We start from the raw sequence: 18,605 nt of genomic DNA, 5'->3' as shown, positions 1-18,605 counted from the left end.
ACCTCCTGCTGCTGGCCTTCATGGCCTTGGTGGCGGTTGCCGTGGTGAGAATTCGCAACCTCTTCGCGGTGATCATGCTCACGGGTATTTACAGCCTGCTGGCGGCTTCCCTGTTCGTGATGCTCGACGCCGTTGATGTTGCTTTGACGGAAGCGGCCGTCGGTGCCGGGATCATGATCATTCTCATGCTGGCCACGCTGGCGTTGACCACCAGTGAAGAAAAAGTCCGGATTACGCGCCAGAGCCTGCTGGCTCTGGTGGTGGTCGTGATCACGGGGGGGGCACTCATTTACGGAACACTGGACATGCCCCAGGTTGGTGATCCCCAGGCTCCTGCGCATACCCATCTGGCGCCGCATTTCACCCAGCAGTCGGTGGAGGAAATCGGCATACCCAATATGGTGACCTCAGTACTGGCCAGCTACCGGGGACTGGATACCCTGGGCGAAGCAGTGGTCGTGCTAACCGCAGCCGTGGCGGTAATCCTGGTGATCGGTAGCGGCCGGGCCCGACAGCGGAAGCGACGCCAGAAGAAGCCAGGGAGCAGGGAGAGCCGCTCGTGAAACATCACATCGTTCTGCGGATCGTTACCAAGATCATGATTCCACTCATCGTGATCTATGCGCTGTATATCCAGTTCCATGGAGAGTACAGCCCCGGAGGCGGCTTCCAGGCGGGCATCATCTTCTCAGCGGGCTTCATCATCTTCAGCCTCATCTTCGGATTGGATGTGGCGCAGGATGCCATCCCCCCAGAGGTGGCCCGGTTCCTGGCTGCCTTCGGCGTCCTTCTCTATATCGGCTTCGGCCTGGCTTGCATTCTGCTGGGCGGACAGTTTCTGGAATACAAGGTTCTGCTGGCGAATGATCAGGCAGGCGAAACCCTTGGGATCATCGGCATCGAGCTAGGCGTGGGCATTACCGTTGCTGCTGTTGCCCTCACCCTGTTCTATGCCTTTGCCGGCCGGGAGCGGGAGTAATGGAGTGGATTGGATTTTATAACTATTGGGTCGTTGTGGTGCTCATGATGGTGGGGTTCTACATCGTTATTGCCCAAGGCAACCTGATCAAGAAGATCGTAGGACTGAATATTTTTCAGACCTCCGTATTCATCTTCTTCATCAGCCTGGCCAAGTTGGATGGGGGTACCGCACCGATTTATGTAGAGGGCGTGAGCGATTACTCCAACCCTTTGCCTCATGTGCTCATCTTGACGGCGATCGTGGTCGGTGTGGCCCTGACCGCCGTGGGGCTTGCCCTGGTGGTGCGCATTCATGAGCTCTACGGCACCATCGAGGAGGACGAGATCCACGCTCAGGATGAGGCGCAGTGATGGGGCTGGTTCAGCTTCATTTGCCGGCGCTCCAGGTCATTGTTCCCATGCTGGTGGCACCGCTGGTGATGCTCATGGCCCGCTCGCCACGTGCTGCCTGGGCGACTGCCACCCTGACAAGCTGGCTGACCCTGACCATTACCCTTCTGTTGCTGATCCGTGTCCAGGCTGAAGGCGTCGTCACCTACCACATGGGAGGCTGGTTGCCGCCGGTGGGGATCGAGTACCGGGTGGACGCGGTCAATATCCTGGTTCTGCTGGTGATCAGTTTCATCAGCGCGGTGGTCATGCCTTTCGCACGGCTCAGCGTGGCGAATGAGGTTCGAGAGGACAAGCATTGCTTCTTCTATGCTGCCTTCCTGCTGGCCAATTGTGGGCTACTGGGCATCACCATCACCGGTGATGCCTTCAATATCTTCGTCTTCTTCGAGATTGCCGCCCTGGCGTCTTATTCGCTCATCGCCACGGGTCGCGAGCGTCGGGCCGTGATGGCTTCCTATCAATATCTGATGATGGGAACGATCGGGACTACCTTCCTGCTCATCGGTATCGGCTTTCTCTACATCATGACAGGCACCCTGAACCTGGTGGACCTGTCCGTGAGGCTGCCGGAAGTCAACGACACCAGAACAGTGCGTGCTGCGCTGGCCTTTATCGTGGTTGGGATCTCGCTGAAGCTGGCACTCTTTCCGCTACACCTTTGGCTGCCCAATGCCTATGCCTTTGCCCCGTCAATGGTCACGGTGTTCCTTTCCGCGACGGCAACCAAGGTGGCCATCTATGTGCTGATGCGCTTCATTTTCGGCGTGTTTGGCTATGAGCTGAGTTTCAATGAACTCGAAATGAATCTGTTGCTGATGCCGCTGGCAATGCTCGGCATCCTGATACCCTCCATCGTTGCCATATTCCATACCAATATCAAGCGCATGTTTGCTTACTCCAGCGTGGCTCAAGTGGGCTACATCATTCTGGGCATCAGCTTTGCCAGTACGCTGGGGCTGATGGCCTCGGTACTGCACCTCTTCAACCACGCGATTACCAAGGCAGCTCTGTTCATGGCGCTGGGCTGTATTGCCTATCGTCTTGGCGGCGTTTCACTTGTGCATATGACGGGGGCCGGGCAGCGGATGCCCTGGACCATGACGGCCTTCGTCATTGCAGGGCTATCCCTCATCGGTGTCCCGCTGACAGCAGGCTTCGTCACCAAGTGGCATCTGATTCTCGCGGCTCTGGACGGAGGGCTCTGGCCAATTGCGGTCTTCTTGCTGGGTACGTCCGTGCTGGCCTTGCTCTACGTCTGGCGGGTCGTGGAAGTGGCTTTTTTTCGTGCACCGCTAAGGCGAATCCAGGTGCGTGAGGCGCCCCTGTCGCTGCTCCTTCCCACCTGGTTTCTTACACTCGCTTGCCTCTACTTCGGTATCGAGACTTCCCTGCCGGTGGGCCTGGCCGAGCGTGCCGCCGAGACATTGATGGGAGGTTACCGGTGAGTCCGTTCCCGTTCATGGAAGCCGCTATGGCGATTCCGCTCACCCTGGCTATCCCCGTGGTGGGTGCGGTGGTGATTGCGCTGAGTGGCCGCCGTCCCAATCTTCGTGATGGTCTGATGGTGGCCGTTGCCGTGCTGTTGTTCATCACGGTCCTGCAGATATTGCCTGCTGTTCTGGCGGACGAGCGACCGGCCATCACCCTGATTGAGCTCTTGCCCGGCCTGAGCATGGCCTTCGAGGCCGAGCCGCTCGGCATGATCTTCGCTCTGGTGGCCTCCAGTCTCTGGATCATCACCTCGCTGTACGCCATTGGGTACATGCGCGGGGCCAGGGAGAGCAAGCAGACACGCTTTCACGCCTGTTTCGCCGTGGCACTGTTCTCGGTCATGGGAATTGCCTTTGCCGAGAACATGTTCACGCTTTTCATTTTCTACGAGGTGCTGACGCTTTCCACCTATCCGCTGGTGGCACACAAAGGCAACCGGGCAGCCCAGAAAGGGGCGCGTACCTACCTGGGACTACTACTCGGTACTTCCATCGGGTTCCAACTGGTGGCAATCGTTGCCACCTGGTGGCTGACCGGCTCCTTGAGTTTCACCGAAGGCGGGATCATGGAGGGTAATGTCAGCCATGGCCTGGGAGCGCTGCTCCTGCTGCTCTATGTCTACGGTATCGGCAAGGCTGCCTTAATGCCGTTTCACCGCTGGCTGCCTGCCGCCATGGTGGCCCCGACTCCTGTGTCCGCCCTGTTGCATGCCGTGGCGGTGGTCAAGGCCGGCGTGTTTACCGTACTCAAGGTGAGCACTTACATTTTCGGCCAGGATTATCTCCGCGAGCTCTGGAGTGCGGAACTATTGATGTATATCGCCGCCTTCTCCTTGCTGTCGGCATCGCTCGTGGCGCTGCAAAAGGACAACCTCAAGGCCCGGTTGGCCTACTCCACGGTCAGCCAGCTCTCCTACATCACGCTGGGTGCGATGCTGGCCCATGAGTTGGCGGCCATCGGCGGCGGCATGCATATCGTCATGCACGCCTTTGGCAAGATCACCCTGTTCTTCTGTGCCGGCGCCATCTATGTGGCCAGCAAGAAGGTGAATATCAGCGAGATGGATGGCCTCGGGCGACGCATGCCTTTCACCATGGGCGCCTACCTGCTCGGAGCGCTGGCGGTGATCGGCGTACCTCCCATGGGCGGGCTATGGAGCAAATGGCATCTGGTGCTGGGGGCGGCCGACAGCGGGCAACTTCTGATGGTCCTGGTGATTATGCTGAGTACCCTGCTCAATATCGCCTATCTCCTGAGGCCGGTAGTCAGAGCATTTCTGATGCCGCCAAAGGAGGGGGGAAGTGGTGGGATCAGGGAGGCACCGTTGCTGTGCGTGGTGCCACTGTGCATCACGGCGCTGGGCTGCATCGCGCTGTTTCTGGCGGCGGACCCGCTACGCACCATGCTTGGCGGAATTTTTGGAAATTGATACCCAGGAACCGGGGGTTACATGCTCGTCAAACTGCTCGATCGACTGGTACGCAATGCCACACGGTTGAAACGGACGCTGCTGGCTGCCATGGCGGCATTGGTCATCGCGGACCTGCTGATCCCTTCCGGCTACGATCGCTTTCCCTGGGAAACATGGGGCGGATTCGGCGCCCTGTTTGGGGTGCTGGCATGCCTTATCCTCATCGGCCTGGCCAAGGCGCTGGGCCTGGGGCTGGTCTATCGCCGGGAGTCGTATTATGACAATGAGCTGGCGCCCTACCGGACGCTCGATGAAGCCACCAAGGCACGGGGTAGAGACGACTTGTCTTGAGCCGAGCTGGATTTAGCCAACCATTGAGGGAACAGCCGTCATGCATGAGTGGTTCGTGATCAACTGGCCTTTCATCGAATGGCTCTCACCCTCCGTGGTGCTGATCCTGGGCGGCTTGCTGGTGGCGGTTCTGCGTGGCGGGGCGCAGAAGCTGGTGCTCCTGGCCGCACCCGGGCTGGCTCTTGTCGCGGTGCTGGGCAGTACTCCCGGTACTCATGGCAGCTTTGAATTTCTGAATATGCAGATGACCCTGGGCCGGGTCGATTCGCTGAGTCTGGTGTTCGCCCATGTATTTGCCATCATGGCCCTGGTGGGGGCCATCTATGCGCTGCACGTGCGTGACACCATCCAGCATACGGCCGCTCTGATTTACGCGGGCTCAGCCATGGGCGTGGTGTTTGCCGGAGATCTCGTCACGCTCTATGTCTTCTGGGAGCTGATGATGCTCTCCTCGGTCTGGCTGATCTGGCGTAATCGCCGGGCCGCCTCGCTTGCTGCCGGTTTCCGCTACCTGATGGTACATGCGGTCAGCGGCGTTCTGCTGCTGGCCGGTATCGTGATCTATTACACGCAGACCGGGAGTCTGAGCTTCGATGCCATTGAGGCCGGAAGCCCCGCATTCTGGCTGATCCTGCTTGGTTTCATCATCAATGCTGCGGTGCCGCCCCTGCACGCCTGGCTCACCGATGCCTATCCGGAAACCACGGTGACCGGAGCGGTATTTCTGTGCGCCTTTACCACCAAGACGGCGGTATACACCCTGATCCGCGGGTTTCCCGAAACCGAACTGCTGATCTGGCTGGGTACTCTGATGACACTCTGGGGGGTCACCTATGCGGTGCTGGCCAACAATATTCGCCGGCTGCTCGCCTATCACATCATCAGTCAGGTCGGCTTCATGGTGGCCGGCATCGGCCTGGGTACCGCGATGGCCCTCAATGGCTCCGCAGCCCATGCCTACACCCATATCCTCTACAAAGCCCTGCTGTTCATGAGTGCCGGTGCCATTATCCATATGACCGGCCGCACGAAGCTGACCGAGTTGGGAGGGCTGTACCGCCACATGCCGCTGACGTTCATGTTCTACATGATTGCGGCATTCTCGATTTCAGCGCTGCCGCTGACGAGCGGCTTTGTCAGCAAGACAATGATCCTCGAGGCCTATGCCGACCAGCGAGCGGCACTTGTCTGGCTGGTTCTCTCACTGGCGTCGGCAGGCACCTTCCTCAGCGTGGGGCTCAAGCTGCCCTGGTTCGCCTTCATGGGACGCGATAGCGGACTGCGGCCTCGTGAGGCACCGACCAATATGCTGATTGCCATGGGAATTGCGGCTTTCTTCTGCCTTTTTATCGGCGTTAACCCCCAGTGGTTGTACCAGATGCTTCCGCATCAGCCGGTCGGCTACAACGCCTATACGCTGGCTCATGTCTTCTGGGACCTGCAGTTACTCTCGTTCGTCGGCCTGGTCTTTTTCGTCCTGCTGAGGTTCATGGCGCCCAAGGACAAGATCACCCTCGACACGGATTGGTTCTATCGTGTAGCGGCACCACGCGCCGTCGGCGTCATTCACCGTCACGTCACGGCCGTGTGGCGCAACCTGCTCGATGCCATGCGCTGGCCGTTGCGCAGCATCGTCGCCCAGGCCCTGCGATTTCATGGCCCAAAGGGCATTCTGGCCCGCACCTGGCCTACCGGCAGTATGGTGCTCTGGGTGGCTGTTTTGCTGACGGTTACCCTGCTGCTCTATTACATCTGAGCGCAGTCTGAGTGAGGTCGAAGTAGCGTCTCTTCGCAGGGAGGCAGCCTGGAGCAGCGATTGACTGGCACAAAAAAACCGCGATTGGTCGCGGTTTCTTGGGTCACTTTCTTTTGGTGCTATCGGCATTAACAGCTTGCATGACGCGTACTTGAAAAAAAGCAGTGGTGCCCAGGAGAGGACTTGAACCTCCACATCCATACGGATACTAGCACCTGAAGCTAGCGCGTCTACCAATTCCGCCACCTGGGCGCATCATGCTGTTGCTGTGTTTACCGCTTCGCCAATCCAGTTCTTCATCAAACTACCGGTTCGATTGTCGTCGTGATCGCCGGGCATTGCCTGCTGAAAGGCCATGGTGCCCAGGAGAGGACTTGAACCTCCACATCCATACGGATACTAGCACCTGAAGCTAGCGCGTCTACCAATTCCGCCACCTGGGCGAACACGAACGACTGAACTGATAAAGAGCAGGGGAGCGAACTCCCTGATAGCCGGCCTTTTACGGCAGGTATCGATGGTGCCCAGAAGAGGACTTGAACCTCCACGTCCTTACGGACACTAGCACCTGAAGCTAGCGCGTCTACCAATTCCGCCATCTGGGCAGGCGACGCGTATCTTACCCAATTTCGGGCTCATTGCAAGGCCGGGAAGAGGGCGGCAGGATAATTTTGTCATGCCAAGGGGGCATGTAACCGGCGATGGTTGGGTAGTTTCCCCGCCGGCGCTATACTGCGCCCATGACAATAGAGCCTAATAGCAAGAACCTACGCCCGCGGCGCACTGCCTGCGCCCTCCCGAGAACGCTGTCCCCGACGTTGCCAAGGATGCCCTACGCATGACCCACTGGACGCTCAGCGACGACCCGCACGCCAGCCGCGAGGCCCATAAGTACGACAAGCCCGCCCCCAGCCGCGAATACCTGCTGTCTAGAATGGAAGAGCACGGCAAGCCGGTTTCCCATGAGAACATGAGCCGTATGCTGGGCCTCGACGACGAGGAGCTCCAGGAGGCGGTGCGCCGTCGGCTTGCGGCCATGGAGCGTGACGGCCAGGTGCTGCGCAACCGCGCCGGTGCCTACGCGTTGATCGACAAGCTGGACCTGATCAAGGGCAAGGTGCTTGGCCATCGCGATGGATTCGGCTTCCTGCTTCGTGACGATGGCAAGAAGCCTGACCTGGTCCTGCCGCCACGCCAGATGCGCCGTGTCTTCCATGGCGATGCCGTGCTGGCCAGGGTCAGCGGTCGCGACCGGCGAGGACGCGACGAGGCGACGATAGCCGAGGTGCTGTCCCGTAATACGCAGACCATCGTCGGCGTCTACCGCGCCAATACTTCCGAGTTCGGCGTGCTGATTCCGGAGAATCCGCGCATTACCCAGGAAGTGATCATTCCCCATAGTGCCTGTGGCGGCGCCAAGGATGGACAGGTGATTTCGGCAAAGATCGTCCAGCAGCCGGAGACCCGGGTGCAGCCGGTCGGTGAGGTGGTCGAGGTGCTCGGCGAGCGCATGGATCCGGGGATGGAGATCGATATCGCCATTCGTAGCTACGAGATCCCCTCGGAGTTCCCGCCGGATGTACAGGATGAGATCGCCGGGATGTCGGCCGAGGTGGTGGATGCCGACAAGCAGCATCGCATCGATCTGCGCGATGTTCCTTTCGTCACCATCGACGATGAGTCGGCCAAGGATTTCGACGATGCCGTCTGTGCCTGGAAGACGAAGTCGGGCAGTTGGAAGCTGCTGGTGGCCATTGCCGACGTCTCGCACTATGTGAGACCCGGCAGCGCCCTCGACGAGGAGGCGATCACCCGCGGCAATTCGGTCTATTTCCCCGGCCAGGTCGTGCCCATGCTGCCGGAGCTGCTCTCCAACGGGCTCTGCTCGCTGAACCCCAGCGTCGACCGACTGGCGCTGGTCTGCGAGATGAATATCTCCCAGTCCGGTGCCATCAGTCGCTATCGCTTCTACGAGGCGGTATTCCAGTCGCATGCGCGGCTGACCTATAACAAGGTCGCCGCCATCCTCGACGAGGAGAGCGCGGAGGGGGATGCGCTGCGCGAGGAGTATCGCGCCCTGGTGCCTTCGCTGCAGAACCTGCATTCGCTCTATCGGCTGCTGCGCGAGGCCCGCGTGGCCCGTGGCGCCATCGATTTCGAGACCACCGAGACGGCGATTCTCTTCAACGAGGAGCGCAAGATCGAGAAGATCGTGCCGCGCTCGCGCAACGATGCCCACAAGATCATCGAGGAGTGCATGCTGGCGGCCAACGTGGCCACCGCCCGCTTCCTCGACAAGCACGATCTGCCGGCGTTGTATCGTATCCACGAGAAGCCCTCGCCGGAGCGCCTGGATAAGCTGCGCCTGTTCCTCAACGAGCTGGGGCTGTCGCTGGGCGGTGGTGACGACCCGAGCCCGGAGGATTATCGTGACCTGGCCGAGGTGATCAAGGATCGTCCCGATTCCGACGTGATCCAGACCGTGATGCTGCGCTCCATGAGCCGGGCGGTCTATTCGCCGCACAATGAAGGCCACTTTGGCCTGGCCTATCCGGCCTATGCCCACTTCACATCGCCGATCCGCCGCTATCCCGACCTGCTGGTACACCGGGCCATCCGCTCTGTCATTCGTGGGCCGCGCCAGACCGCCACGGTGCTGCGTGCTGAAGGCGGCAAGGTGGAGCCGCCCAGCAAGTGGTGTCCCTATACCTTCGAGCAGATGCTCGAGCTGGGGGAACACTGCTCCATGACCGAGCGTCGCGCCGATGACGCCACCCGGGACGTCGAGGACTGGCTGAAGTGCGAGTTCATGTCCGACAAGCTCGGCGAGGTCTACGAGGGCACCATCGCCTCGGTAACCCAGTTCGGCATCTTCGTACGCCTCGATGAGGTCTATGTGGAAGGGCTGGTGCATGTCACATCGCTGCCCTCGGACTATTACCACTACGAACCGGAAAAGCACCGCCTCAAGGGCGAGCGTACCGGCATGAGCTACCGTCTGGGCGACGGTGTCACCGTTCAGGTGGCGCGTGTCGACCTTGATGACCGCAAGATCGATTTTGCCCTGGAGGACGAGAAGCCGCGCCCCAAGCGACAGCCTCGCAAACGCCGAGGTGCCGGCGAGTCGAGCAACGCCACGCCGCCGGCGGCCGGCAGTGGTAAAGGTGATGCCAAGGTCGGCAAGGATGATGCCAAGGGCGGCAAGGGCAAGGGCGGCAAGCGTCGTCGCGGCCCGCGCAAGCCCAAGGCACGCAGCTGATGGGAGCCGGACGCAGGGAGCGCCCCGATACCCGGGAGCGGCAGCGGGGTGGCAAGCGCCACGCCCAGAGTGCGGGCGGAGTGCCGGGTGGCCTCGATGCCGTCTTTGGCGTACATGCCGTGCGCGCGCTGCTCGATCGCGGTGAGACGCCCAGAGAACTCTGGATTCAAGAGGGTGACGCCGAGCAGCGTCTGGCCGAGCTGATCGGAGTGGCTCGTCGCGGTGGTGTTCGTGTACTGGTGCGCCCTCGCGACGACCTCGAACGCCTGGCCTCGGGCGCCTCGCACCAAGGGGTCGTGGCGTTCTGTCCTCCGCTGAGCGCCGAGAGCGAGGCTTCGCTCTGGTTCAAGCTGGAAGCCTGGCCACTCGATGTGCCGCCGCTACTGTTGGTGCTGGATGGGGTAACCGATGTACACAACTTCGGCGCCTGTCTGCGCAGCGCCGATGCCGCCGGCGCCCATGGCGTGATCGTGCCCAAGGACAAGTCGGCGCCGCTCAATGCCATGGTGCGCAAGGTGGCCAGCGGGGCGGCGGAGAACGTTCCGGTCTACCAGGTCACCAACCTGGCCCGCGCCCTGGCTCGGCTCAAGACGCTTGGCGTCTGGGTGCTGGGCACGGCCGGAGAGGCCGATACGGCGCTGTTCGATGCCGATTTCACCGGCCCGGTCGCGCTGGTCATGGGCGCTGAGGGCAAGGGCATGCGCCGGCTGACCCGTGAGGCCTGCGACACCTTGATCAAGCTGCCCATGGCCGGCAGCGTTTCGAGCCTGAATGTCTCCGTGGCGGCGGGTATCGGCCTGTTCGAAGCTGTGCGCCAGCGGCGTGGCGTCCAGCACTGAGCGCATACCGCGAGCACTGTCCTTGCAAGTGGCGCTCCAGCTCTCTAGAATGCATGCGCCCGTTCCTGTGTGAGCGGGCGCTTCCATTTGACTATCACTCCTTGCTTCCCCTGATGGCCCGAGCGGCCTCACGCGGAAGCTGACAACCCGCAAGGAGACCCCATGCGTCATTACGAAATCGTATTTATGGTCCATCCGGACCAGAGCGAGCAAGTACCGTCCATGGTCGAGCGTTACTCCAGCATCGTCACCGAAAGTGGTGGCACCGTGCATCGTCTGGAGGACTGGGGCCGTCGTCACCTGGCCTACCCGATCAACAAGATTCACAAGGCTCACTACGTGCTGATGAACGTCGAGTGCAGCGGCGAGACTCTCGATGAGATCGAGAACATCTTCCGTTTCAACGACGCCATCATTCGCAGCCTGGTGGTGCGCTGCAAGGAAGCCATCACTGAAGCTTCGCCAATGATGAAGCCGGCAGACGAAAAGCGTGTGCGTCGTGACGACAGGTCACGTGACACCGAAGAAACTGCCGAAGCCAACTGATCCGCACCGCCTGAAGGAGTCTTTCCATGGCACGTTTTTTCCGCCGTCGCAAGTTTTGCCGTTTCACCGCCGAAGGTGTGAAGCAGATCGATTACAAGGATCTGGACACGCTCAAGGCCTATGTCACCGAGACCGGCAAGATCGTTCCCAGCCGGATCACGGGAACCAAGGCCCGCTATCAGCGCCAGTTGGCGACTGCCATCAAGCGCTCGCGCTTCCTGGCACTGCTGCCCTACACCGATAGCCACCAGTAAGCCACGTAACCGATGTTACCCATTGCCCGCTGGTTGATGCGCGGCACGCCCTATGCCGCTGGCGGGGCTGCCTTGGCCGCCATCATTCCCTGGCTGTTCTGGTTCAGTGCTGCCATCGTGGCGCTGGCGACCCTGCGGCGGGGGCTCGCTCCGGCGCTGCCCGTGCTCGTGGCGGCTGCCGTCCCTGCCGGTTGGTGGTGGACTCAGGGTGATGCCATACCGCTTGCCAGCGTATTGCTGGTTACGCTGATGGCGGTGGTGCTGCGAGAGCGCATGCGATGGGGCGAGGCGCTGATCGTCGGAACCCTTGCCGGGGCGATGATGATCCAGTTGGGAATCTTCGTTCCACCGGGTGGCACCGAGCAACTGCTTGAGCAGCTACGGCAGGGTTCTGCCGAGATCGACCGTATGCTCACCGAGCTGGCCCGCCATGGGTACGACACCCAGCAGCTGGCTACCTTGCTGATCGGTGGTATCACCGGTCTGGTGGTGCTGGTGGCCGCTATCGGCTGTTTGGCACTGGCGCGGGCCTGGCAGGCAGGACTCTACAACCCCGGTGGTTTCCGGGAGGAGTTCCACTCCCTGCGGCTCACGCTGCGAGAGCTGGTCGTACTGGTCGTGCTGGGCGTGGTGGGCATGGTGCTGGGCATTCCATCACTGAGCATGCTGGCCTGGGTGCCACTGCTTGTGGCCGGTATTGCGCTGGTACATGGTTTCATCGGTATTAAAGGCATGAACGGGCTGTGGTTGATCGCATTCTATCTGCTGCTGATCACCACCTGGCCCATGATTCTGATCGTGCTGCTGGCGGCCTTTATCGATGTGCTCGCGGATTTCCGCGGCCGTCTGGCCCCACGTAGCGACTGACAAGAGGTTGACGAGATGGAAGTCATTCTGCTCGATAATATTGGCAAGCTGGGTGGCCTGGGCGACAAGGTCGCCGTCAAGCCTGGCTATGGCCGCAACTACCTGGTTCCCTATGGACTGGCCGTGCCGGCTACCAAGGACAATGTGGAAGCCTTCAATGCGCAGCGCGCCGAGCTCGAGGCCCAGGCCGCCGAGCGCAAGGCCGAAGCCGAAGCCCGTGCCGCCCAGCTCAACGAGATCGAGCTGTCGCTGGTGTCCAAGGCCGGTGACGAGGGCAAGCTGTTCGGTTCCATCGGGCCGCGTGACCTGGCTGAAGCGCTGGGTCAGGCTGGCATCGACGTCGCCAAGAGCGAAGTTCGCATGCCGCAGGGTCCGATCCGCCAGACCGGCGAGTACGACATCGAGCTGCACCTGCACGCCGAGGTCGATGCGACCGTGCGTGTCGTGGTGGTAGCCGAGTAAGGCCCACTTCGTCACGTCGTACGCCAAGGGGCGCGGGGAAAATATCCCCGCGCCCCTTGTTTTTGGTGACATCGAAGGGGCGCCCTTTTCGACTTTGGTAGCAAGTTGGCTTTTTTTCTTTGCGTCGGCGGGCTTAAACGATTAAGTTTTTCGCGACATATCCGACGTCATGCGACACGTCGGGCCTGTATGGCGAGGTTGGTCGGTGTTTTATTGCCCAAAGACTTAAACGATTAAGATGCTTGGACATGGCCTTGCCTGCTTTCTTGTAAAACAACCATAAAAGGACTCATTGCATGAAGACTGCCATGCTCAGAACGCCTCTCGCTGCCGCCGTGGCTGTGGCCAGTATCGGTATCAGTGGCCTTGCCAGCGCCGATAGCCTGGAGCAGCGCCTGCTCGATCTGGAGAATCGTATCGCAGCGGCGGAGCAGCGTGCCTCAGCCGCCGAGCAGCGAGCCGAGCTTACCGAAGCCCAGGCCGAGGGTCGGCTCTCCACGGCAGAGGTCGAGGAGCGGCTCGCCAAGGTAGAGCGGCAGGCCAGCGGCGAGGAGGGTTTTTCTTTCAACGTCTACGCCCGCTCGGGTCTGCTGCTGGGCGAGGATCGCAAGAGCATCGAGGGTGGCCCCTACGTGACCCCGGCCGGCGGGTTGGGCGGCGCCGTAGGGCGGCTAGGCAACGAGCCGGATACCTACGCCGAGGCCATTCTCAATTACCGCATGCAGTTCGACAACGGTGCCCGGGCGCACTACCGCACCATGCTGGCCAGCGGTACAACCACCAGCAATGACTGGGACGGCGATTCCAACCTCAACGTGCGCCAGGTCTACGCCGAGTTCAGCGACCTGCCGAGCTTCACCGGGGCCTTCGAAAACGCCTCGATCTGGGCCGGCAAGCGCTTCGACCGCGACAACTTCGATATCCACTGGCTCGACAGCGACTTCGTGTTCCTGGCCGGTACCGGTGCCGGTATCTACGACATGCAGCTGGCCGACAACTGGCGCTCCAACTTCTCGCTCTATGGGCGCAGCTTCAGCGACTACCCGGTGCGTCCCGAGTTCCCGGGGAACGATGGCAGCACGGACAGCCTGATCCTGACCGCGAACAACTACTTCGGCAACTGGCAGTGGATGGTCAATGCCCTGTCGGCGGCCGATAACGACGAGCGGGATATCGGCCAAGGCCAGACCGCCGCCGACAGCGGTTTCCATACCATGGTGGCCTACCACGGAGACAGCTTCTTCGGCCTGGGTGATGGCAACATCAAGGTTGCCTTGCTGCATGGCCAGGGCCTGGGGGCCGAGGTCAAGGGGCTCGGCAGCGACGGTGACCTGACCGATGATGCCCAGGCCACCCGCCTCGGCATCTACGGCACCACCTATGTGGCGCCCAACTGGCGCTTTGCACCGGTGCTGTTCGGCGAGATGAGCAAGGACCGCTACGCCGATGGCGACGACTACAAGTGGCTGACCCTCAATGCGCGCCTGGTCAACGAGATCACCCAGAACTTCGAGATGCAGTACGAGGCCAGCTACCAGTACATGGACCTCGACCCCAATGGTCGCGGTGACCTCAATTCGGTGAGCGGCGACTTCGGCAAGTTCACCATCGCACCGACCTTCAAGCCCCAGGTGGGCGGCTTCTGGCAGCGGCCCGAAATTCGCCTGTTCGCTTCCTACACCGACTGGGATAGTGAGCTCAACGATTACGATACGACGTCCGCCTTCGGCAGTGACGATTTCAGCGGCGGGCAGTGGAGCTTCGGCGTGCAGACCGAAGTGTGGTTCTGAGCGAGGCTCGGCAAAGCCGGGCGATAGGCTAGCGTGCTGTTTCGATCCTTGCCGCGCCCGGAAACGGTCGCGGTTTTTGTCGTTTCGAGAGGTAGGGCGGGCCACGCCCATCGGGTAGAATGGCAGGGTCCGTTTCCCTGCAGGTTGCCATGCCATGAATGAAACCCTCGAGTTGGATCAGGAAACCGCTGCCCTGAAGATGCCGCCTCACTCGCTTGAGGCGGAACAGTCGGTGCTGGGCGGACTGATGCTCGATAATCAGGCATGGGATACCGTGGCCGAGCGGCTGGTGGCGGACGATTTCTATCGCTACGAGCATCGCCTGATTTTCAATGCGATGACCGGTCTGGCAGAAGCCAGCCAGCCGCTGGATGTGGTGACGCTCTCCGAGGCGTTGGAAGGGCGTGACCAGCTCGGTACCATCGGTGGTCTCGCCTACCTGGCCGAACTGGCGCGCAATACGCCGTCGGCCAGCAATATTCGCGCCTATGCCGATATCGTTCGCGAGCGAGCCACCTTGCGCAAGCTTATCCGGGCGGCCAGCCAGATCGCCGATGGCGCTTTCAGCCCGCAGGGCCGGCCGGCCGATGAGCTGCTCGACGAGGCCGAACGATTGGTTTTCCAGATCAGCGAAGAACGTCCCAAGTCGGGCGGCCCCATCGGCATGAGCGAGCTGTTGGCCAAGGCGGTGGATCGCATCGACGAGCTGTTCAACATGCAGGGTGAGATGACGGGCCTGTCCACCGGCTTTCGTGATCTCGACGAAATGACAACTGGCTTGCAGCCATCCGACCTGGTGATCATTGCCGGACGCCCCTCCATGGGCAAGACCACCTTCGCCATGAATCTGGTCGAGCATGCGGTGATCGCCAGTGACAAGCCGGTCATGGTCTTCTCCATGGAGATGCCTGCCGAATCGTTGATGCTGCGCATGCTGTCGTCGCTGGGTCGCATTGACCAGACGCGCGTGCGTACCGGACAGTTGGAGGACGAGGATTGGCCACGGCTGACCTCGGCGGTGAACTTGCTCAAGGACAAGCAGCTGTTCATCGACGACACGGCAGCGCTGTCACCCAACGAGATGCGCTCGCGTATTCGCCGGTTGGTCCGTGAGCACGGCAATATGGCGCTGGTCATGATCGACTACCTTCAGTTGATGCAGATCCCGGGCTTTTCTGAAAACCGGACCGGCGAGATATCGGAAATCTCCCGCTCCCTGAAAGGCCTGGCGAAAGAGTTCGGCTGCCCGGTAGTGGCTTTGTCGCAGCTCAACCGCTCGCTTGAACAGCGCCCCAACAAGCGGCCGGTGATGTCGGATCTGCGTGAATCCGGCGCCATCGAGCAGGATGCGGATGTCATTGCCTTCGTCTACCGCGACGAAGTCTATAATCCGGATAACCCCGATAATCAGGGGCTAGCAGAGCTGATCATCGGCAAGCAGCGTAACGGCCCCATCGGTACGGTGCATATGGCCTTTATCGGGCGCTATACCCGCTTCGAGGATCTAGCACCTGACACCTATGGCGAGTCGTTTGGAAGTTGATCCTCTTCCGGGGCCTTGAGCCTGCGAGTGGGCACCGTATAATGCCGACCCCCGACAGATCACCAGGAGGTAGCATGGCAAGCGGATTCAGACGCGGCAAACAGCAGCGCGCTCCGAAGCTGGAGGCGCGTGGCGAACTGCAATCGCTGGAGCGGGAAGGCCCTTTCAAGGAGTGGCTGGGGATGCCTGACCTCTACCGCTTCCAGCTGGTTGTGGAGGGCGAGGCATACAGCTATCAGACCGAAGATGCCGAACTCGCGGTGTCCGTTGGTGACCGCGTGGTGTTTCGCTACAAGGAGACCAAGGCGGGTAAGTGGGTGGATCGCCGTTCGCTGGCCAAGGCTATCGATCCCTCAGATTATCAGTAGCCCTTCCGCTGTCGGTCTGACGCAAGATTAACTGCCTCTTGGCGATTCTAGCGTAATACCGGCTGCCTGAGTCCCATATCACGGAACCCTTCCGCTGTCCGGTAGTCTCACTTTCAATATGCTACTGTCATGCTAATGCCATCGGGCGCAGTCATGCTGTGCCCGAGCTGCATCTGATATTGCGCCATTCAATGTCCGTTACATGGAGGGAACCATGGACTTCAATGATCTCAAGGCCTTTGCGGCCAATCACGATAACTACGAAATTCGCGTCATTACTCACGCGGGCAGTCACTGCTATCAGGTTGAACTGGAGGATATGGAAGGCGCCCGGCACCTGCTGACAAGGCGCACCAAGCCAGTCGTGTTTCGCTCGTTGGAGGATGTGTATCTGGAACTCCAGCGGGCCGGAATCCACCGTGCCTTCCTGGTACAGCATGTGCCTCATGACGAAGTCGTCGGTCGTGAGGCTCATTATCAGGATCCCTTGACCTCACGCATGCCTCTGGTTTTCTGATTGATCCGGTTGCCAGCCTGGCAACAGCGCTCTTCGCAAGCTGTACAGTTTTTTGATCGAGTACAGCTTTTTACCCCTTCCGGGCGCCTGGCCTGATAAACTGTCCGCTGTCGTGAGTCACCGACCATTATCCGTCATTGACCAGAAGGAGCAGCGTGCATGACCTCAGCGGGAGTGGAACAGGATCAGCCCGGCAAGGGGCGGCTGGCCCATGCGGCAGAGGACCATCCGCCCGTGGCGAAGCGGAAGGTCGGGGTTCTTGTGGCGAACCTGGGCACGCCGGATGCCACCGACTACTGGTCGATGCGTCGCTACCTCAATGAGTTCCTCTCCGACAAGCGGGTGGTGGACTATCCGGACTGGAAGTGGCAGCCACTGCTGCAACTGATTATCCTCTCCAAGCGACCTTTCAGCTCCGGCCGGGCCTATCGCGGTATCTGGAACACCGAGAGGGATGAAAGTCCGTTACTTTCCATCACCAGGGAACAGACCCGCAAGGTCGCCGAAGAGCTCGAGGCACTGTATGGCGATCAGGTAGTGGTCGATTTCTGCATGCGCTACGGCAACCCCTCCACCGACAGCGTGCTGCGTCGGATGCAGGCGCAGGGCTGCGATCGTATCCTGTTCTTTCCGCTCTATCCCCAGTACGCCTCGCCGACCACCGCCACGGCCAACGACCAGGCATTTCGTACGCTAATGAAGCTCAAATGGCAGCCGGCGTTTCGTACCGTGCCGGCCTATTTCGATGAGCCGGCTTATCTCGATGCGCTGGCAGCCTCGGTGGAGGAGGGCTACGCTGCCGCCGAAACGCCGCCGGAGGTACTGGTGGCATCCTATCATGGTGTTCCGAAACGCTATCTGATGGAAGGTGACCCCTACCATTGCCAGTGCCAGAAGACGACGCGACTGCTCAAGGAGCGCCTGGGCTGGCCCGACGATGCCATCGTCACCGCATTCCAGTCGAAGTTCGGTCCGGAGGAGTGGGTGGGGCCGGCCACGGTAGAGCATGTGGCCGAACTGGCCCGCCGCGGCCACAAGCATATCGCGGTGGTATCGCCTGCCTTTTCAGCCGACTGCGTCGAGACCCTCGAGGAGATCGAAGAGGAGATCAAGGAGAGCTTCCTTGCCGCCGGTGGCGAACGCTTCACCTATATTCCTTGCCTTAACGACCGCGATGATCATATCGCCGCACTGGTCGCTGTCATACAGCGCGAACTGTCTGGATGGTGCTGAGGGCGGCTATCGCCTGTCCCGTCATCGGATAGCGAAACGGGCTGCCTGTTGGCAGCCCGTTTCGTGGAGACTAACGCGGTTGTTTTGGGTAGCAAAGGCTCAGCGACGCATGCGCGTTCGTTTGGCCTTGCGATATTTCCACGGGTGCTTGGCTCGTGCGGGGCGTGCCACTCGGCTCTGGCCAACGTCCTCGTCGCGGAATTCGGGCACCGAGCCGCGGGTGCCGGTGATGAACCGAAGGTGCATATGCAGGCCGGTCTTGGCCAGCATGTGACCGGTCACCGGGGCGGTGATAAAGAGGAACAGGGTGATCAGCAGTTCCTGTACGTGAAGCTCGCGCTGGGTGATGGTGAAGTAGAGCATCGAAGCGATCAGGATGCAGCCGATCCCCAGGGTCGTACCCTTGGTGGGGCCATGCAGGCGCATGAAGAAGTCCTTGAACTGCAGCATGCCCAGCGAGCCGGTAAAGGCGAAGACACCACCTGCAACCAGCAGGAAGGCGATCACGCCTTCGGCGATGACGTAGAAGGTCATGGCATCTTCC

Annotated in this window: 19 protein-coding genes and 3 tRNA genes; 18 read left to right on the top strand and 4 right to left on the bottom strand. The window is 60.8% G+C overall.

The genetic code is table 11. The features are described from left to right. The first annotated feature begins 20 nt into the window (after positions 1–20). From LOKO_RS11020 to LOKO_RS10990, 7 genes are read left to right on the top strand one after another with little or no spacing between them, the layout of a single operon-like run. Complete coding sequence (locus LOKO_RS11020; RefSeq protein WP_066448961.1) at positions 21–563, top strand: DUF4040 domain-containing protein; 543 nt, start codon at positions 21–23, stop codon at positions 561–563. Further along, the gene (locus tag LOKO_RS11015; RefSeq protein WP_066448958.1) at positions 560–979 is read left to right on the top strand and encodes a Na(+)/H(+) antiporter subunit B; all 420 of its coding nucleotides are present in this window, start codon (positions 560–562) and stop codon (positions 977–979) included. The genes LOKO_RS11020 and LOKO_RS11015 overlap by 4 nt, the downstream gene beginning before the upstream one ends. Next, positions 979–1,332 (top strand): cation:proton antiporter subunit C, encoded by a 354-nt coding sequence (locus LOKO_RS11010; protein WP_066448954.1) that lies wholly within the window; start codon positions 979–981, stop codon positions 1,330–1,332. The genes LOKO_RS11015 and LOKO_RS11010 overlap by 1 nt, the downstream gene beginning before the upstream one ends. After that, complete coding sequence (locus LOKO_RS11005) at positions 1,332–2,819, top strand: monovalent cation/H+ antiporter subunit D family protein (RefSeq protein ID WP_066448951.1); 1,488 nt, start codon at positions 1,332–1,334, stop codon at positions 2,817–2,819. Before LOKO_RS11010 ends, LOKO_RS11005 begins: the two co-directional genes overlap by 1 nt. Continuing rightward, positions 2,816–4,294: a monovalent cation/H+ antiporter subunit D family protein gene (locus LOKO_RS11000; RefSeq protein ID WP_235588843.1), complete on the top strand. Its 1,479-nt coding sequence runs from the start codon at positions 2,816–2,818 to the stop codon at positions 4,292–4,294. Before LOKO_RS11005 ends, LOKO_RS11000 begins: the two co-directional genes overlap by 4 nt. 21 nt (positions 4,295–4,315) lie before the next feature. Continuing rightward, on the top strand, positions 4,316–4,627 hold the full coding sequence (locus LOKO_RS10995) for a hypothetical protein (protein WP_066448945.1): 312 nt from the start codon (positions 4,316–4,318) through the stop codon (positions 4,625–4,627). A gap of 40 nt (positions 4,628–4,667) precedes the next feature. After that, positions 4,668–6,383, top strand: a complete 1,716-nt coding sequence (locus LOKO_RS10990; protein ID WP_066448941.1) for a Na(+)/H(+) antiporter subunit D — start codon at positions 4,668–4,670, stop codon at positions 6,381–6,383. Between the two features lie 165 nt (positions 6,384–6,548). On the opposite strand, the gene LOKO_RS10985 is transcribed toward LOKO_RS10990, so the two are convergent. From LOKO_RS10985 to LOKO_RS10975, 3 genes are all read right to left on the bottom strand, one after another. Next, positions 6,549–6,635: transfer RNA gene (locus LOKO_RS10985), tRNA-Leu, on the bottom strand. Positions 6,636–6,739: 104 nt separating this feature from the next. Further along, positions 6,740–6,826 (bottom strand) — tRNA-Leu (locus LOKO_RS10980). 75 nt (positions 6,827–6,901) lie between these two features. After that, a tRNA-Leu gene (locus LOKO_RS10975) sits at positions 6,902–6,988 on the bottom strand. Positions 6,989–7,221: 233 nt separating this feature from the next. Here LOKO_RS10975 and rnr point away from each other — a divergent pair. From rnr to hemH, 11 genes are all read left to right on the top strand, one after another. Next, the gene (gene rnr / locus LOKO_RS10970) at positions 7,222–9,642 is read left to right on the top strand and encodes a ribonuclease R (protein WP_066448937.1); all 2,421 of its coding nucleotides are present in this window, start codon (positions 7,222–7,224) and stop codon (positions 9,640–9,642) included. After that, positions 9,642–10,481 carry a 23S rRNA (guanosine(2251)-2'-O)-methyltransferase RlmB gene (gene rlmB, locus LOKO_RS10965; RefSeq protein WP_066448934.1) on the top strand — a complete coding sequence of 280 codons (840 nt, stop codon included), beginning with the start codon at positions 9,642–9,644 and terminating at the stop codon, positions 10,479–10,481. Before rnr ends, rlmB begins: the two co-directional genes overlap by 1 nt. Before the next feature lie 162 nt (positions 10,482–10,643). Next, positions 10,644–11,027: a 30S ribosomal protein S6 gene (gene rpsF, locus LOKO_RS10960; protein WP_066448932.1), complete on the top strand. Its 384-nt coding sequence runs from the start codon at positions 10,644–10,646 to the stop codon at positions 11,025–11,027. Positions 11,028–11,053: 26 nt separating this feature from the next. Beyond that, positions 11,054–11,281, top strand: coding sequence for a 30S ribosomal protein S18 (gene rpsR / locus LOKO_RS10955; RefSeq protein ID WP_043512856.1), 228 nt, complete (start codon positions 11,054–11,056; stop codon positions 11,279–11,281). Positions 11,282–11,293: 12 nt separating this feature from the next. Beyond that, positions 11,294–12,148, top strand: a complete 855-nt coding sequence (locus LOKO_RS10950) for a YybS family protein (protein ID WP_066448926.1) — start codon at positions 11,294–11,296, stop codon at positions 12,146–12,148. Positions 12,149–12,163: 15 nt separating this feature from the next. Next, a complete protein-coding gene (gene rplI / locus LOKO_RS10945) occupies positions 12,164–12,610 on the top strand; it encodes a 50S ribosomal protein L9 (RefSeq protein ID WP_066448923.1) in 447 nt (148 codons plus the stop codon). A gap of 296 nt (positions 12,611–12,906) precedes the next feature. After that, a complete protein-coding gene (locus LOKO_RS10940) occupies positions 12,907–14,400 on the top strand; it encodes a carbohydrate porin (RefSeq protein ID WP_066448920.1) in 1,494 nt (497 codons plus the stop codon). 154 nt (positions 14,401–14,554) lie between these two features. Continuing rightward, positions 14,555–15,943 carry a replicative DNA helicase gene (dnaB, locus tag LOKO_RS10935; protein WP_066448917.1) on the top strand — a complete coding sequence of 463 codons (1,389 nt, stop codon included), beginning with the start codon at positions 14,555–14,557 and terminating at the stop codon, positions 15,941–15,943. A 74-nt stretch (positions 15,944–16,017) separates the two neighbouring features. After that, positions 16,018–16,311 (top strand): hypothetical protein, encoded by a 294-nt coding sequence (locus tag LOKO_RS10930; RefSeq protein WP_066448914.1) that lies wholly within the window; start codon positions 16,018–16,020, stop codon positions 16,309–16,311. 214 nt (positions 16,312–16,525) lie between these two features. Beyond that, positions 16,526–16,828, top strand: coding sequence for a DUF6482 family protein (locus LOKO_RS10925; RefSeq protein WP_066448911.1), 303 nt, complete (start codon positions 16,526–16,528; stop codon positions 16,826–16,828). 159 nt (positions 16,829–16,987) lie between these two features. After that, positions 16,988–18,061, top strand: a complete 1,074-nt coding sequence (gene hemH, locus LOKO_RS10920) for a ferrochelatase (protein WP_066448909.1) — start codon at positions 16,988–16,990, stop codon at positions 18,059–18,061. Positions 18,062–18,160: 99 nt separating this feature from the next. On the opposite strand, the gene LOKO_RS10915 is transcribed toward hemH, so the two are convergent. Beyond that, entirely contained in the window at positions 18,161–18,595 is a 435-nt protein-coding gene (locus LOKO_RS10915; protein WP_066448900.1) for a Na+/H+ antiporter subunit G, read from the bottom strand. Between the last annotated feature and the right edge of the window lie 10 nt (positions 18,596–18,605).

Source organism: Halomonas chromatireducens (assembly GCF_001545155.1).
In the GTDB taxonomy this organism is placed as follows: Bacteria; Pseudomonadota; Gammaproteobacteria; order Pseudomonadales; family Halomonadaceae; genus Halomonas; species Halomonas chromatireducens.
Note: the sequence above shows the minus strand (reverse complement) of the source record. Positions and strands in the feature narration are given on the sequence as shown.